Below are 14144 nucleotides of genomic sequence, written 5' to 3'. Positions count from 1 at the left end.
GTCCGTTGCGCGTCAGTATTGCAATAGCGTCAACGCAATCTGACCTGACGACTGTATTTGGAAGGTTTCCATCTGCGACATCAGCAGAAACCGTTGATTGAGAGTCTCAAGATTCTCGGAATCCGCAAATTGCGAAATATTGGAATCCCCCATGAACCCCTCCATCCGCTTGCGCAATTCATCGACTTGCTTGTCGATGTCGAGCGTCGCAAACGAATCCGGCAAACCAAGTGCAGTCTCAAACACCTGACGCAGCGGTTCTGACCCGAGAACCGTAAACCACATCGCGTCCTCGCTCATGTCGTCGCTCGCGATTTTTGCCAATTCGCGTTCAGCATTCAACGCCAAACGCAGGCTTTCGTCCTGCAAGCCAACGGCTGCTTCAAATGACCGCTCATTGTAAAGCCCAACGACGTCGTTAACAAAACTGGTATCACTGGTGTTGGATCCCCTCGGATTGCCAAAACCAAAGGCCTTGGAAAATTCCACATAGCGCGTATCCGCCAGCTTGTTGGCCAGCGCATCGTCCGCTTCGGTTCCCTGTTCCAGAATTTGCTGAACGAAGAAGTTATTGTGAAGATCTTCCTCTAACCCATATGCGCTCAGCGCAACCTTGAGCAGCCGATAGTCGCTTACCAGGTCTTCTGCTGTTTCCACGTTCCCGATGTTGGCCGCAAAATACTCAGTATCACTGACCAGCTCCGGAGACGCTTCGAATGCAGCGGTCTGCGTGTCCATTGTCTGCTTTAGCAGAGACCACGCGGTCAGACCGGTGCCTATGACCATCGGCTGAAACATTACTTGGCCACCGCCATAAGGCGCTCCTCTCGGGGCAGCAGAACACGCAGAGCCTTCAGTCCCTGATAGTGACGACCGCCGATTACACTTTCCGTTGCGAGGGCAAGCTGTTTGCGACTGTCGGGATCCGTAAAGACCTGGCTCAGGTCTTCAATGTGACGCAACAAAAGGCGCTCTACGTCTTCGGGGTTCGTATCTCCGGACAGAACCAGTTGCAGCGCGTAACAGGCACGTCGCACTGGCGTATTGGCCTCTTCCGGATGAATGGCATCGCGCAGACGCAGGATATGCGCATTTGGCGTCATGATAGACAGACGGCTTCGGCGATCACCGTTTTCAATCACCGCACCATTTACCAGTACGCGCTCTTTGGGACTCAGTTTCAGGACCAGGCCACTCATTTTTTTGCTCCGCCTCTCAGGCCGCGCATCACGGCTGTGTTGATTTCTACCAACGGTGCGACATTGGCTTTCCCAGAAAGCACCTTGGACGTGTGTTGTCGGGTAAACTCAGACAGGTAGATTAACTGTTCTTTGAGTTGCTTCGGCATCGGGTTGTTTTCGTTTGCCAAATCGACTGAAAAGGTCGACCAAAGCCTGCGGTTGGCATGCAAGGCGTCGGCAAGTGCAGCAAATCCGGATTTGCCTTGTTTGGTTGAAGAAATCATGCGCTGGGTCAGTTTGCCCAGCAATTCATATTCGGTTTCCTTGAATGACCGCGTCGAGGATTGCGCCGAGCGGTATGCATTCCGGGCGTCTATGGCAGCGTTCACGTCGTAGCCCTACCTTCTGGTTTGATGACTTAGATATGAGAGTGGGGTCGGGGCGCGTTTTGCGTCCCGACCCTCAAGCGCTTATTGGAAGAGCGACAACAGCTGTTGCGGTGCCTGGTTGGCGATCGACAGCGATTGTGTGGCCAGCTGCTGCTGAACCTGAAGCGCCTGCAGTCGTGCAGAGGCTTCTTCCATGTCGGCATCCACAAGAGCACCGATACCGGTGGTCATGCTATCAGCCAGTTTGGACACAAATTCGCCCTGATCGGACAACCGGGACTGGGACGAACCCAGCTGGGCAGCACCGTCCACAGCAATCTCAAGCAGAGCTTCAATCTCAGTGATTGCTGTCTGCGCAGTGGCACTGCTGGTAATCGCAGTACGAGTACCACCAACGATGCTGGCCTCGAAGTCGACACCGTCAACGGAGATCGTCGACACGGTCGGAGCATTGGAGCCCACGCGGTCAAGCGAAGAAATCACGCTAATGCCGGTGCCGGAATTGCCGTCAACGTCGGTCGCCAGAAGGTTCACACCGTTGAACTGGGCACCGCCAACGATGGAGGCAATCTGTTCCTCTTTCGCGGCGAGATCTGCTTCGATTTTTGCGTGGTCAACGTTGTCACCAGACGCCTGAATGGCCAGTTCTTTCATCTCGGTCAGGAGGTCAACGACCTGCTCTGCGGAGTTGGATGCAACACCAACGGTTGCTTCGCCCAGCGACAGCTGATCGCCGATGGTTTTGAAAGAGTTCTGGTCGGATTCCATCACCTTGGACACAGCCCAGATCGCGGCGTTGTCGCTAGCGGTGCTAACGGATTTACCGGTGGAAATCTGGGACTGAACGTCGCTCAGGTTGTTGTTGACGGATTGCAGGGTCTGGAGCGCAACCATTGCGCTGTTGTTTGTCAGAATGCTGGACATGGCATTTATTCCTTACTGAAGACGATTTTTCGTCGTGTCATAGTTCGCGCCCCGATTGGTGGCGCTGTCTCAACGTCATTCTGACTGTTACCGCACCGTTTTTTGTGGTCGGTGCCCCCCTTGAAGGGCGCAGGAAAACCATTGCCCGCGAAATGCTAATGGAGTGCTAAATGCGATCCGGCAGATAGGGCGCATTTGACTCAATCCTGATCACGTTCGCTTTTCGAAAGTGCCGCCGGACGTCATGGAAACCGCGTAGCGCTGGCCCTTCTGATTGTATGTCTCAAGCGAGTTGCGCACACGCGAGAGATCCTTCATGCGATCACCAACGGCGCGTACAGCGGACATGGCGGCCTCCAAAAGTGGCTGGTTGCGCGTGGATTTCTCGCGCAACGACCTGAGTTCCTCTTCCGTTGCGCCTTCGTGGGCCTTCAATTTCTCAAAAAGCGCTTCTTTTCGGTTCAGAAGGTCAGGCAAACGATGCAATTCGCCTGATTTCAGGACTGCGCGTTCTTCGTCCATCAGGGCGTCGATATCTTCGATCAGATTGCTTTGCTTACTCAGGAACATTGTGTCTCTCCTTCAGAGCATTAAAGAAGGCTTCTGCCAGGCCGATACCGCCCGCATCCACCATGGCGCGGGCCTGCTCCATACGCAGGAAGCTGGAAAACTGGTCTTCACCCGCGCCACCACCAAAGGATTCGCTGGTCTCGCCAAGGCCCGCTGATTCAAGCATTTCGGCGAGAAAGGTCACTTCCAGCTCCTTCGCGGCCTCCTGTAGTTTTTCGTCCACACGAGAGGTTTGCGTTGGCGTGGTAGACGGGATTTGCGTCGGGATATTGGGGGTCAGGGATGTAAACATTCAAACTCTCACTAGTTTGCTGCCAGTTTCCTCCTTCTGCACCGGCACCGGTAAAGAAGTGGTAAGGAAGTTTGGACTAGGTGTTCGGGAACGGAAGAACTCCCGGAGCGACCATGTTGACTTTGCCTTTCCTCGCGACCGACGCGACTGCGACTGACGCAACCAAGGCCCCAGAAACCGCCGAGGCCAAAACCACCGACCGTCCCGGACGCGGCGAGGAGTTTTCGGATGTGTTCGACAAGAACGCATCGCAAAAGGGCCCGAACAGCCCCGATTCAGTTGAAAACCAAGAACAGGACGACACACCAGAAAGCGAATCTGGGACACACGACGAGGCACCGGAAGCCAACGGCGAAATTCCAGACAACACGGCCGAAGATCAACCGGATCTGACGACCGTTCTCAAAGAGTTCGCCACCGATAAGCCAGCGGAAGGCACACGGTCTGCGGCTGAAGATGCCTCAGCGTTTGGAAAAACGATTCGCGCATTGGAACGCGCGGTAGAACCTCCGACCCTCCCGACCAAACCCGAACACACAGCCACACCCGCTCAAAAACCGGTTTTACTACCAACCGAGGCCGCAAAAACCACTCCGATCCCGCAAACCACGGCGAGCACGCCGGCGATGCAGGCCGAGGTTGTCGAGCGTCTTGAACCCATGCGTATTCAGGTGAGGGCGACAACAACCGCGGGAAGTGCTGCGGTTCAGGCAAACCTTCAGGCCAACCAGTCGGCGGCTGTCCCGACGGTCGCCAACCCCGGCCTCTCTGCGGAAGCGCAAACTGACGCAACTCAACCAACAGGTGCCGATGTCGAAGCAGATACCGCCGAAGACCGCCTTTTGGTTCAAAGCCGCGACCAGACCACCGCTGCGCCTTCGTCAACGCAATGGCGGGCGGAGGTCACACCTGAGAAGCGGCAAACGTTGCTACAAGCGCGGGCACAAAACGCCCCAGTCACCAAGATCAACGCCGAGGCCGCTGGAGAACAGACCGTTGATACGTCGCACCAACTGCGGGACGACATGCAGACCCGCGTTGTCACCTCCGCTGCCGACATTTCTCAACAGAGCAGAATATCCCAAAACACAGCACAGCCGGCCTATGTCGTGAAACAAGTGGCCGAGGCCGCGCGGGCTGCAGAAAAGGGTGTCATCGAAATCACGATGGACCCGCCGGAACTGGGCCGACTTCGCCTTTCGATGTCCGAAACCGCAGGCACAATGAACATCACAATCTCCACTGAAAACTCCGCCACTTCCGAATTGATGCGCAAGCACATCGATCTCTTGCGCAAAGATTTCATGGAGATGGGTTATGACGATGTGTCGTTTTCATTTGAGCAAGGCGACATGAATGGGCAGCAAAATTCAGAGTCGCCCGAACAGGCCGGAGAAGCCGGCCGTTCAGGCTCAGAGGAACCTTCTGACGCGGCAAACGCCGACCTAGAGCCCCTCACAACACCTTCCTCAAACTTGCCTGCGGCCGGAACCGGCGGGCTTGATATCAGACTATAGGATTTCCAATGGACGTACTCTCCACCACCTCAACTATGACAGCCGGCAGCGCCAATTCGGCAACGTCCTCCTCCAGCACAGCCATCAACTCTGACTTTGACACCTTCTTGAAGATGTTGACCGCACAGATGCAAAATCAGGACCCTTTGGAGCCCACGGACTCAACAGAGTTCACCGCCCAACTGGCGCAGTTTTCTGCCGTAGAGCAGCAGGTTCAAACCAACGAAACTCTCGCCACCCTGAGCGCGCAAATCGCAGCGCTTGGCAACAATAGCATGGCAAGCTGGATCGGGATGGAAGCCCGCGTCGCCGGTCTTGCGCACTTTGACGGACAGACGCCAGTGGAAGTCTATCCAATGGCCAATGGCGCGGCCGACGAAGCCTACCTAATTGTCAAAGATGAGAACGGCAACGAGGTTGACCGTGTGAAGATCGACCCCGCAGCGGAAACCGTTGAGTGGGACGGAATGGACGACGACGGCGCACCATTCCCAGAAGGAAACTATGTGTTCCAGACCCAATCCCTGTCCAATGGGAAAGATCTCGATACGGTTCTCGCCGAATCCTACACCCGCATCAGCGAAACGCAGGCCAGTACCGGTGGCATGGTTTTGGTTGGCACGGGTGGGACCAAGTACCTGTCTGTGGATATTGTTGGCCTTCGAGAGCCAACGGCGTCTGACGAGACTTGATAAGGCGGCCCGCCTAAACTAGCTTCGCGGCGCTTTCATCAAGGAGCGCCGCGCTGACTTCGTTGCCCCCCGATCCACCAATACCTGTTGTTCAGGCCGCGCGAACGGCCTTGAAGCTGACCGGCGAGATTGCTTGGTCTACGCTTTTCGGTGGGCGGACCAATGCCGCGTGGAAAGGCGCCTGCGATGGGGAAGTGTTTGTTGCCAAACTCTATAGCGGCCCCGCGCGAAACCCTTTGTTTCCGAATGATCCCAGGGCCGAGGCGCAGCTGCTGAAATCTCTGTCACCATCGATGCAGTCTCCGGTCTTTCGTGCCCAGATGATCACGGATGCAGGCACTTGCAATTTTTATGACCATATACCGGGAACCACTTGGCAAAGCGGCGTTGCCGAAGTTGCACAACTGATGGCAGCCCTGCACGCGATGCCCTGCCCCGAAGGGTTGCGCCATGCACCGGATGGGTCACAAGAATTGCATGAACAGACCGCCAAAATCCTGTCCAATTGTGCCGAAAGCGATCTCATCTTTGCGGTTGAACCCGCAGGGAATGTTGGCAAAAGCGGTGAAAAAATTCTGCTGCATTCCGACATCGTGCCTGGAAATTTGATACGCAACGACACAGGATTGCACCTGATTGACTGGCAATGTCCGGCAACTGGCGACCCATGCGAGGACATTGCAATCTTTTTGTCTCCGGCCATGCAGCTTCTCTATCGTGGGGACACGTTGACTAGCTCTGAAGTAGAAGCGTTCTTTTCCGCCTACGGCGCGTCAAAAGTCAGGGCACGCTATGAATTTCTTGCACCTTTTTACCACTGGCGCATGGCGGCCTACTGTCTGTGGCAAATGCAAAACGGACGGCCTGACTATGCTCAGGGCTTGGCCCTTGAGCTCGAGGCACTTCAAAGATCAAAGACCTCAAACCCGACATAGGCCGGATACATCAACAAGCGCCGGAACTGCCCAAGTGGGAAGCGCTTGGGCGCCGCACGCAAGATGTCAGGATGCGGCAGGTCGGAACGACCCAAAATATCATTGGCAAGCAGGGCCCCGGCGTAGCTGCCCATTGCGACGCCGTTGCCGTGATAGGCAAAGGCTGCGTAGAGATTGTCTTCGTTGGGCACCGCCCCTGCAAACGGCGTCAGGTCCCGTGAGAGACAGACAAATCCAGTGTGAAACCACGGGGTTTCGACATGGCGCCACTTTGGAAACAACCGTTCAAAATGCGCGCGGATTTTTTCGCGCGTGCTGTTGTGAACCGATTCAGTGGTGGAGATGCCGCCACGCATCCCAAAAAGAAAACGACCGTCCGGCATCAGACGGAAATAGTGAATCAATTTGCGGCTGTCATACGCCATTTGAGATGAAGTCCAGCCTTGGGCTGACTGCTCTTCTTGAGAGAGTGGACGGGTGACGATGATACTGGACTGTGCCGGCAAAAAGCGCCCCGCCATCCAAACCGGAATTTGCTCGGAAGAATATCCATTGGTGGCAATGACCAGTTTGTTGGCACGCACCTGTCCGTTGGGCGAAGCCAAAACCCAATGCGCGCCGTCGCGGGTGGCCCGCAGAACCGGGGAATCACAATAAATCCTGGCCCCCGTCGCCTCTGCGGCCCCCGCCAAAGAGCCCACAAACTTGCGGGGATTTAGGGCAAATCCCACTGGCAGGGTGACTGCGCCGTGAAACGCGCCACCAAACCCATTCTGCCGCAATGCATCCTTAGGAACGACCGTTGAACTTGTCCCAAAAAGAGAATCGATGTGGGCGGCTTCTTCAGTGAGCCTCGCCATGGCGGCGGGTTTGTGAGCGAGGATGGTTTCGCCATCGCTGTGGCGATCCACGTCCCAACCGGCATCGACGATGATTTGATCAACAAAGTCGACCGCCGCCTTTTCCGTCATGTAAAAATCGCGGGTGGCGGCCTGGCCAAAGGTTTTGGACATCCGCCCTTCACCCATCATCGCGCCGCCCAGGCAGCAGAAACCGCCATTGCGGCCCGACGCGCCCCATCCAACCTGTTTTGCGTCCAGAACAACCACCGACACACCAGCCCGCGAAAGACGCAAAGCCGTGTTCAAGCCGGTGACACCGGCCCCGATAATAGCAACCTCAGCGCGCTCTTCGCCGTGCAGAGAAGTGCGTGTGGGCAATGGTACAGTGTCCGCCCAGAAGCTTTGGGCAACGGGGCCGTCGCCATAGGAAAAGGGATCGCAGATGCGCTTCATGACACGCGATCTGCGGCCTGCTCTTCCCGTCTCTGGCGCACGGCCTGTTGTTTGGTGATCAGGGATGCGGTGATGACACCAACCGTCACCAGCGCAATCATAATCGTCGAGAGCGCATTGATTTCCGGACTGACGCCAAGCCGCACCGAGCTCCAGATTTTCATCGGCAAGGTGGTGGCGGCGGGACCAGATGTGAAGGATGCAATCACCAAGTCATCCAGCGACAATGTGAACGCCAGAAGCCACCCCGAAATCACCGCTGGTGCGATGATCGGAAGTGTCACCAGGCGAAAAGCCTGAAAGGGTGAACACCCAAGGTCAAGCGCGGCCTCTTCAAGGGATTGATCGAAACTGACAAGGCGCGAACTAACCACAACAGAAACATAGCACATTGCAAACGTGGTGTGGGCCAACACAATCGTGCCAACTCCACGGTCTACGTTCAGGCCGATGAACAGCAAAAGCAGCGACAAACCGGTGATAACTTCTGGCATCACAAGCGGTGCATAGATCATGCCGGAAAACAGTGTTCGGCCGTGGAAACGTCCTGCGCGCACCATCACATAGGCCGCCATTGTCCCCAGAATGGTGGCGATCGAGGAACTGATCACAGCCACTTTGAGCGTAACCCACGCCGCATCAAGCATCGCCTGATTGGACAGCAATTCGCCGTACCATTTTGTCGAGAACCCCGCCCAGACCGTAACCAGTTTGGATTTGTTGAAACTGTACACGATCAGGATGATCATCGGCACATAAAGAAAGGCAAAGCCAAGCGTAAGGGCCGTTGCATTGAACCAGCTGAACCGTCTCATCCTTCCGCCTCCCGCTGTTTTTGCTCGTTACGCTGGAAGAGAATGATCGGAATGATCAGAATCAGCAGCAGCACTACGGCTACGGCGCTGGCAACGGGCCAATCGCGGTTGGAGAAGAATTCGTCCCAAAGGACTTTACCGATCATCAGGGTTTTGGACCCACCCAGAAGCGACGGGATCACGAATTCGCCGATCACAGGGATGAACACAAGGAAACACCCTGCGATCACGCCCTGCTTGGAAAGCGGTGCAGTGATGAGCCAAAAGGCCGAGAACCGAGAACAGCCAAGGTCTTCGGCAGCTTCCAAAAGGCTGTTGTCCATACGGTCAAGTGAGGCATAGATCGGCAGGATCATGAACGGCAAGTAAGTGTAAACGATGCCGATGTAGACGGCGATATTGGTATTTAGGATCACCAGCGGTTCGGACACAACGCCAAGCCACATCAGGAATTGGTTCAACACGCCTTCTTTGGCCAGAATGCCCATCCAAGCATAGACGCGTATCAGAAAACTGGTCCAGAATGGCAGGATCACCAGCATCAAAAGCATCGGGCGCCATTCTTCGGGCGCGCGCGCCATGCCGTAGGCCATGGGATACCCCACCAAAAGCGTCAATGCCGTCGCAATCAGCGAGATTTTCAAGCTGGAGAGATACGCTTTCCAATAGAGTTCATCCTGCGTCAGCCAGATATAATTTTCTAAATCAAGCTGGCTGAAAAAGGCCTTGATGCCTTCCCATCCCGCCGCAAGATCAAGTTGCGGAGTATAGGGAGGGATCGACATTGCAAGGTCGGACAGCGAAATCTTGAGGACAATGGCAAAGGGCACCAGAAACAGCGCCAGAAGCCAAAGATACGGAACCAATATGAGGGCAATACGGCGCATCTGCTATTGCTCCAGAAACACGCCGGCAGTGGCGGTCCAGCTCAGCCAAACGGAATCTTCCCACGTGAAACTACGACGCGAGATGCGGCGGTTGTTCGCGGTCTGGGCTTTGATGACCTGCCCACCGGGAAGTTGCACGTGATATGTGGAGATGTTCCCGAGGTAGGCAATGTCAAGCACCTGCCCCTGTACCGCATTGGCGGCATCAACGGGCTTTTCCGCCGAGATAGAGACTTTTTCCGGGCGAATGGCAAAATGCACGGACTGGTCCTTACCAAACGTTTTGGAAGTTTCGCCCACAATCTCAGGCTGTCCTTCGGCCCATGTCATCCGCAGTTGTGCGCCCTCTGCGCGCACTGTGCCCGTAATCATATTCACGTCACCGATAAAGTCGGCAACATAAGTCGAATTCGGCGCTTCATAGATTGCGTCAGGTGTGGCGACCTGCACGATTTTACCGTGGTCCATCACCGCGACGCGACTGGCGACGGTCATCGCTTCTTCCTGATCGTGGGTCACGATCACAAAGGTGGTGCCAGTGCTCTCCTGAATGTCCATCAGTTCAAACTGCGTTTCCTGGCGCAGCTTTTTGTCCAAGGCACCAAGCGGTTCATCCAACAGCAGCAGCTTTGGTGCCTTGGCAAGAGACCGCGCCAGTGCCACACGTTGCCGTTGACCGCCGGAAATCTGATGTGGTTTGCGGCGGGCGAATTTTTCAAGGCGCGTCAGGCGAAGCATCTCATCGACGCGTGCGCCCATCTCGTCCTTGGGCATCTTGTCTCGCCTCAAGCCAAAGGCGATATTTTCCCAAACCGACAAATGCGGAAAAAGCGCGTAAGATTGGAACATCATATTCACCGCACGCTGGTTCGGCGGAACAGGTGCCATGTCCTGACCCGACAGCAAAATCGTGCCGTCAGAAGGCGTTTCAAACCCTGCCAGCATGCGCATCATCGTGGTTTTGCCACAGCCCGACGGGCCAAGCAGCGCGAAAAATTCCTTTTCAAAAATGTCCACCGTCAGATCATCAATCGCGGTGAAATCACCGAAACGCTTGGTGACATTTTTGAACTGGATAAGCGGTTTTGCGTCAGGATCATCCCAAGGGGCAAACACGTCGAGCGCCATGGTATCGGCCTCCGGAGCTGGTCAGAGATATGAGTGGGAAACCCGCGCCATTTGGCACGGGTTTCTAGGATCTTAGGGCTTAGGTGCCCGATTTGATCTTGGTCCAGGTACGGGTCACGGTACGCTGGGTTTTTGGTGGGTAAGGCGTTGTAGTATAGAGGTTTTCCAAAGTCGCCTCGTCCGGGTAAATCGCGGGATCCCCAATCACGTCCTCTTCGAGCATCGGCTGGGAAGCCTTGTTCCCGTTGGCGTAGTAAACATAGTTCGACGCCGCCGCCATGTTCTCTGCATCCATGATAAAGTTCAGGAACTTATGCGCAGCATCAGGGTTCGGCGCATCAACCGGAATGGCCATCTGGTCAAACCACATCATCGCACCCTCGACCGGCGCATTATACGCGAGTTCCACACCATTCTCTGCTTCCCAGGCGCGATCGCGAGCCTGAAGAACATCTCCGGACCAACCGAGCGCCACACAGATATCGCCGTTTGCCAGACCGTTGATGTATTCGGAGCTATGGAATTTTTGAACATAGGGCGAAATCGCCGTCAGCACTTCTTCAGCCTTGGCAATGTCTTTTACGTCGTGGCTGTCGGGGTTGAGACCGAGATATGCCAGCGCAGCGGGGATCATTTCATCTGCTGCGTCCAGCATGTGAATGCCACATGCCTGCAATTTCTCAGCATTTGCCGGATCAAAGATCAGCGCAAGTGAGTTGATCGGAGCATCTTCGCCCAAAATGTCGGCAACCTGACCTGTGTTGACGCCCAGACCCGTGGTGCCCCACATATAGTTTATGGAATACGCATTGTCGGGGTCATATTTGTTGGTCCGCGCTTCGATTACGTCCCACATGTTACCCGCATTGGTCAGCTTGGACTTGTCCAGTTTCTGGAAAGCACCGGCAGAGATTTGACGTTGCAGGAACGTGCCCGACGGAACAACAACATCATAGCCCGACTTACCGGCGAGCATTTTGGTTTCCAAAACGTCGTTGGAGTCAAAGACGTCATAGATCAGCTTGATGCCAGTCTCTTCTTCAAATTTGGACAGCAGGTCTTCGTCGATATAATCGGACCAGTTGTACACGCGCACTTCTTCTGCAGATGCGGCCATCGCGCTCAGCGCAACACCAGCCGTGAGTGTCAGCAGAGTTTTCTTCATGGTGATCTCCCGTTGTGCCGGGCTCTCTGTCCCGGTTGTGTTCTTGCAAGATTAATTTGATCAAGTTTTTTTGATATGGCAACATAGTTGTGCATATTGATCCCAAAATCTGATTTTAACCCGCAACAAAAACGAACGGGACGCACAAATGGAAGGCAACTTGCCACAAGATCAAATGAGCCCGAAAACGGCAACGCTTCCCCCTCGGGCTCCGGCGCATCAAAAGGTATATCACCAACTGCGAGAAGCAGTGCTGTTTGGCGAGCTCGCTCCGGGGCAACCAGTGACGATTCAAGGGCTTGTAGAACGCACCGGTGCGGGAATGACTCCGATTCGGGAGGCCATTCGAAGGCTAACGTCCGAGGGCGCGCTCGTCTTTCAGGGGAACCGAAGAGTGCTTGTACCAATGCCGACCATTGAATCCATCGAGGAGCTCATTTTCCTAAGGGAAACGCTTGAACCTCAATTGGCTGCGCGCGCGGCCGAAAGAGCAGATGAAGCCGACATAACGGCTCTACGGCGCATTGATTCGACGCTGGATGAAGCAATCACCCGCGGTGATGTCGCCGCATACTTGCAACAGAATCACGCCTTTCACATGAAGCTATATGCTGTTGCGAATGCCCCGATTCTGTCTGAGGTGGCAGGAGGGGTATGGCTTCGTTTTGGCCCTGCGATGAGAGTAGTTTGCGGACGGATGGGCACCCAGAACCTGCCGGACAACCATAAAACCGCTATCGACGCATTGAGTCAGGGCGACGCTGAAGCTGCTGCGGAAGCGATCCGCATGGATGTGGTTCAAGGCATGGAGCAGCTTCTCGAGGCTCTAAATAGCGCAGAGCCTTTTGCCGAAGCGATTGACTCAAAATAATTTGATCATATTCTATGCCTGACGCTTGGTCTGCCCTAGGAAAGGGGAGGGGCCAAAAAGGGCGATTTCTTGAGAGGGTAAAGTCGATGAGCATGATTACGAATCACATGCCAACAGAAGAGTTGCAGGCGTTGGATGCCGCGCACCATATGCATCCATTCACCACGCAAGACGAGTTGGCCCAACGTGGCGCCCGTGTGATCACACGCGCAAACGGCGTCACATTGACTGACAGCGAAGGTCACGACATCCTTGATGGAATGGCGGGCTTGTGGTGCGTGAACATCGGGTACGGGCGCGAAGAATTGGCCGAAGCCGCCGCGCGTCAAATGCGTGAGCTGCCATATTACAATACGTTTTTCATGACCACACACGTGCCGGTCATCGCGTTGTCCGCCAAACTGGCTCAATTGGCCCCTGAAGGGCTGAACACTGTGTTTTATGCTGGTTCCGGCTCCGAGGCGAACGACACCAACATCCGACTGGTGCGTCACTATTGGTCGGCGATGGGCAAGCCCGAGAAATCCATTATCATTTCCCGTCAAAACGCCTACCACGGATCGACCCTTGGCGGAGCGAGCCTTGGCGGCATGGTTCCGATGCACCAGCAAGGCGGGCTACCTTTGCCAGACAAGCACCATATTGGGCAGCCAGATTGGTGGTCTGAAGGCGGTGACATGAGCCCCGAAGAGTTTGGGCTGATGCGGGCTCGGGAACTGGAAGAAACCATCCAGTCCTATGGCGAAGACCGTATCGCAGCCTTTATCGGCGAGCCCATTCAAGGTGCCGGGGGTGTGATCATTCCACCAGAGAGCTACTGGCCTGAAATTCAACGAATTTGTGACAAATACGGCATCCTTTTGATCGCGGACGAAGTGATTTGCGGCTTTGGGCGTACGGGCAATTGGTTCGGGTCTGAAACTGTGGGCATCCGTCCTGACATCATGACCATCGCAAAGGGGCTGAGCTCCGGCTATGCGCCCATCGGCGGATCTATTGTGTCGGACAAAATTGCCAAAGTGGTGAACGCCACCGAGTTCAACCACGGCTACACCTATTCGGGCCATCCGGTGTGTTCCGCTGTGGCTTTGGAAAATCTGCGGATCATGGAAGAAGAGCGTGTGGTCGAAACCGTGCGTGAGAAAACCGCCCCTTACCTCAAGCAAAAATGGGAAGCTCTTGCGGACCATCCGCTTGTTGGCGAGGCCAAGATCGTTGGCATGATGGGCTCTATCGCCCTGACGCCCAACAAGGAAAGCCGCGCACCCTTTGCCGCAGAAAAAGGCACCGTCGGCTATAAATGCCGCGAGCACTGCTTTGGTAGCGGGCTTGTGATGCGTCACGTGGGCGACCGGATGGTGATTTCCCCACCGCTGGTGATCAAGCCGGAGGAGATCGACACCCTGATCGAACGGGCGACCATGGCTTTGGATAAGACATATGACCAGATCAAAGCCGAGGGTCTTTATAAGTAGGCGGTGTG

The 14144-nt window shown here is 55.3% G+C and carries 16 protein-coding genes; 5 read left to right on the top strand and 11 right to left on the bottom strand.

Translation table 11 applies throughout. The features are described from left to right. Nucleotides 1–12 precede the first annotated feature (12 nt). The 6 genes from BM069_RS08520 to BM069_RS08495 all read right to left on the bottom strand — a co-directional run bounded on the left by BM069_RS08520 (nucleotide 13) and on the right by BM069_RS08495 (nucleotide 3356). Nucleotides 13–798, bottom strand: a complete 786-nt coding sequence (locus tag BM069_RS08520) for a DUF1217 domain-containing protein (RefSeq protein ID WP_093322967.1) — start codon at nucleotides 796–798, stop codon at nucleotides 13–15. Beyond that, nucleotides 798–1199: a flagellar biosynthesis repressor FlbT gene (flbT, locus tag BM069_RS08515; RefSeq protein WP_093322965.1), complete on the bottom strand. Its 402-nt coding sequence runs from the start codon at nucleotides 1197–1199 to the stop codon at nucleotides 798–800. The genes BM069_RS08520 and flbT overlap by 1 nt, the downstream gene beginning before the upstream one ends. After that, a complete protein-coding gene (flaF, locus tag BM069_RS08510) occupies nucleotides 1196–1570 on the bottom strand; it encodes a flagellar biosynthesis regulator FlaF (RefSeq protein WP_093322964.1) in 375 nt (124 codons plus the stop codon). Before flaF ends, flbT begins: the two co-directional genes overlap by 4 nt. 81 nt (nucleotides 1571–1651) lie before the next feature. Beyond that, nucleotides 1652–2494 carry a flagellin N-terminal helical domain-containing protein gene (locus BM069_RS08505; RefSeq protein ID WP_093322962.1) on the bottom strand — a complete coding sequence of 281 codons (843 nt, stop codon included), beginning with the start codon at nucleotides 2492–2494 and terminating at the stop codon, nucleotides 1652–1654. 210 nt (nucleotides 2495–2704) lie between these two features. Next, a complete protein-coding gene (locus BM069_RS08500) occupies nucleotides 2705–3064 on the bottom strand; it encodes a hypothetical protein (protein ID WP_093322961.1) in 360 nt (119 codons plus the stop codon). After that, complete coding sequence (locus BM069_RS08495) at nucleotides 3051–3356, bottom strand: rod-binding protein (RefSeq protein WP_093322959.1); 306 nt, start codon at nucleotides 3354–3356, stop codon at nucleotides 3051–3053. Before BM069_RS08495 ends, BM069_RS08500 begins: the two co-directional genes overlap by 14 nt. A 113-nt stretch (nucleotides 3357–3469) precedes the next feature. On the opposite strand from BM069_RS08495, the gene BM069_RS08490 reads away from it, so the two are divergent. The 3 genes from BM069_RS08490 (at nucleotide 3470) to BM069_RS08480 (ending at nucleotide 6500) form a co-directional block, all read left to right on the top strand. Continuing rightward, the gene (locus BM069_RS08490; protein ID WP_093322958.1) at nucleotides 3470–4873 is read left to right on the top strand and encodes a flagellar hook-length control protein FliK; all 1404 of its coding nucleotides are present in this window, start codon (nucleotides 3470–3472) and stop codon (nucleotides 4871–4873) included. An 8-nt stretch (nucleotides 4874–4881) separates the two neighbouring features. Next, complete coding sequence (locus tag BM069_RS08485; RefSeq protein ID WP_093322956.1) at nucleotides 4882–5565, top strand: flagellar hook capping FlgD N-terminal domain-containing protein; 684 nt, start codon at nucleotides 4882–4884, stop codon at nucleotides 5563–5565. Nucleotides 5566–5675: 110 nt separating this feature from the next. Further along, nucleotides 5676–6500: a phosphotransferase family protein gene (locus tag BM069_RS08480; RefSeq protein WP_093322955.1), complete on the top strand. Its 825-nt coding sequence runs from the start codon at nucleotides 5676–5678 to the stop codon at nucleotides 6498–6500. Here the strand turns inward: BM069_RS08480 and BM069_RS08475 are convergent. The 5 genes from BM069_RS08475 to BM069_RS08455 all read right to left on the bottom strand — a co-directional run bounded on the left by BM069_RS08475 (nucleotide 6470) and on the right by BM069_RS08455 (nucleotide 11790). Beyond that, entirely contained in the window at nucleotides 6470–7795 is a 1326-nt protein-coding gene (locus BM069_RS08475) for an NAD(P)/FAD-dependent oxidoreductase (RefSeq protein WP_093322953.1), read from the bottom strand. The two genes, BM069_RS08480 and BM069_RS08475, sit on opposite strands and share 31 nt — an antisense overlap. After that, on the bottom strand, nucleotides 7792–8610 hold the full coding sequence (locus BM069_RS08470) for an ABC transporter permease (RefSeq protein WP_093322952.1): 819 nt from the start codon (nucleotides 8608–8610) through the stop codon (nucleotides 7792–7794). The genes BM069_RS08475 and BM069_RS08470 overlap by 4 nt, the downstream gene beginning before the upstream one ends. Continuing rightward, a complete protein-coding gene (locus tag BM069_RS08465; protein WP_093322950.1) occupies nucleotides 8607–9497 on the bottom strand; it encodes an ABC transporter permease subunit in 891 nt (296 codons plus the stop codon). The genes BM069_RS08470 and BM069_RS08465 overlap by 4 nt, the downstream gene beginning before the upstream one ends. A 3-nt stretch (nucleotides 9498–9500) precedes the next feature. Next, complete coding sequence (locus BM069_RS08460) at nucleotides 9501–10625, bottom strand: ABC transporter ATP-binding protein (protein WP_093322949.1); 1125 nt, start codon at nucleotides 10623–10625, stop codon at nucleotides 9501–9503. 79 nt (nucleotides 10626–10704) lie between these two features. Continuing rightward, nucleotides 10705–11790: a polyamine ABC transporter substrate-binding protein gene (locus tag BM069_RS08455; RefSeq protein ID WP_093322947.1), complete on the bottom strand. Its 1086-nt coding sequence runs from the start codon at nucleotides 11788–11790 to the stop codon at nucleotides 10705–10707. Nucleotides 11791–11938: 148 nt separating this feature from the next. On the opposite strand from BM069_RS08455, the gene BM069_RS08450 reads away from it, so the two are divergent. Further along, on the top strand, nucleotides 11939–12661 hold the full coding sequence (locus tag BM069_RS08450) for a GntR family transcriptional regulator (protein WP_093322945.1): 723 nt from the start codon (nucleotides 11939–11941) through the stop codon (nucleotides 12659–12661). Between the two features lie 86 nt (nucleotides 12662–12747). Next, nucleotides 12748–14136, top strand: coding sequence for an aspartate aminotransferase family protein (locus BM069_RS08445; protein ID WP_093322944.1), 1389 nt, complete (start codon nucleotides 12748–12750; stop codon nucleotides 14134–14136). The last annotated feature ends 8 nt before the right edge of the window (nucleotides 14137–14144 follow it).

The sequence above is a fragment of the Shimia haliotis genome (genome assembly GCF_900114415.1).
In the GTDB taxonomy this organism is placed as follows: domain Bacteria; phylum Pseudomonadota; class Alphaproteobacteria; order Rhodobacterales; family Rhodobacteraceae; genus Shimia; species Shimia haliotis.
This window is presented reverse-complemented; position numbering and strand designations above follow the sequence as displayed.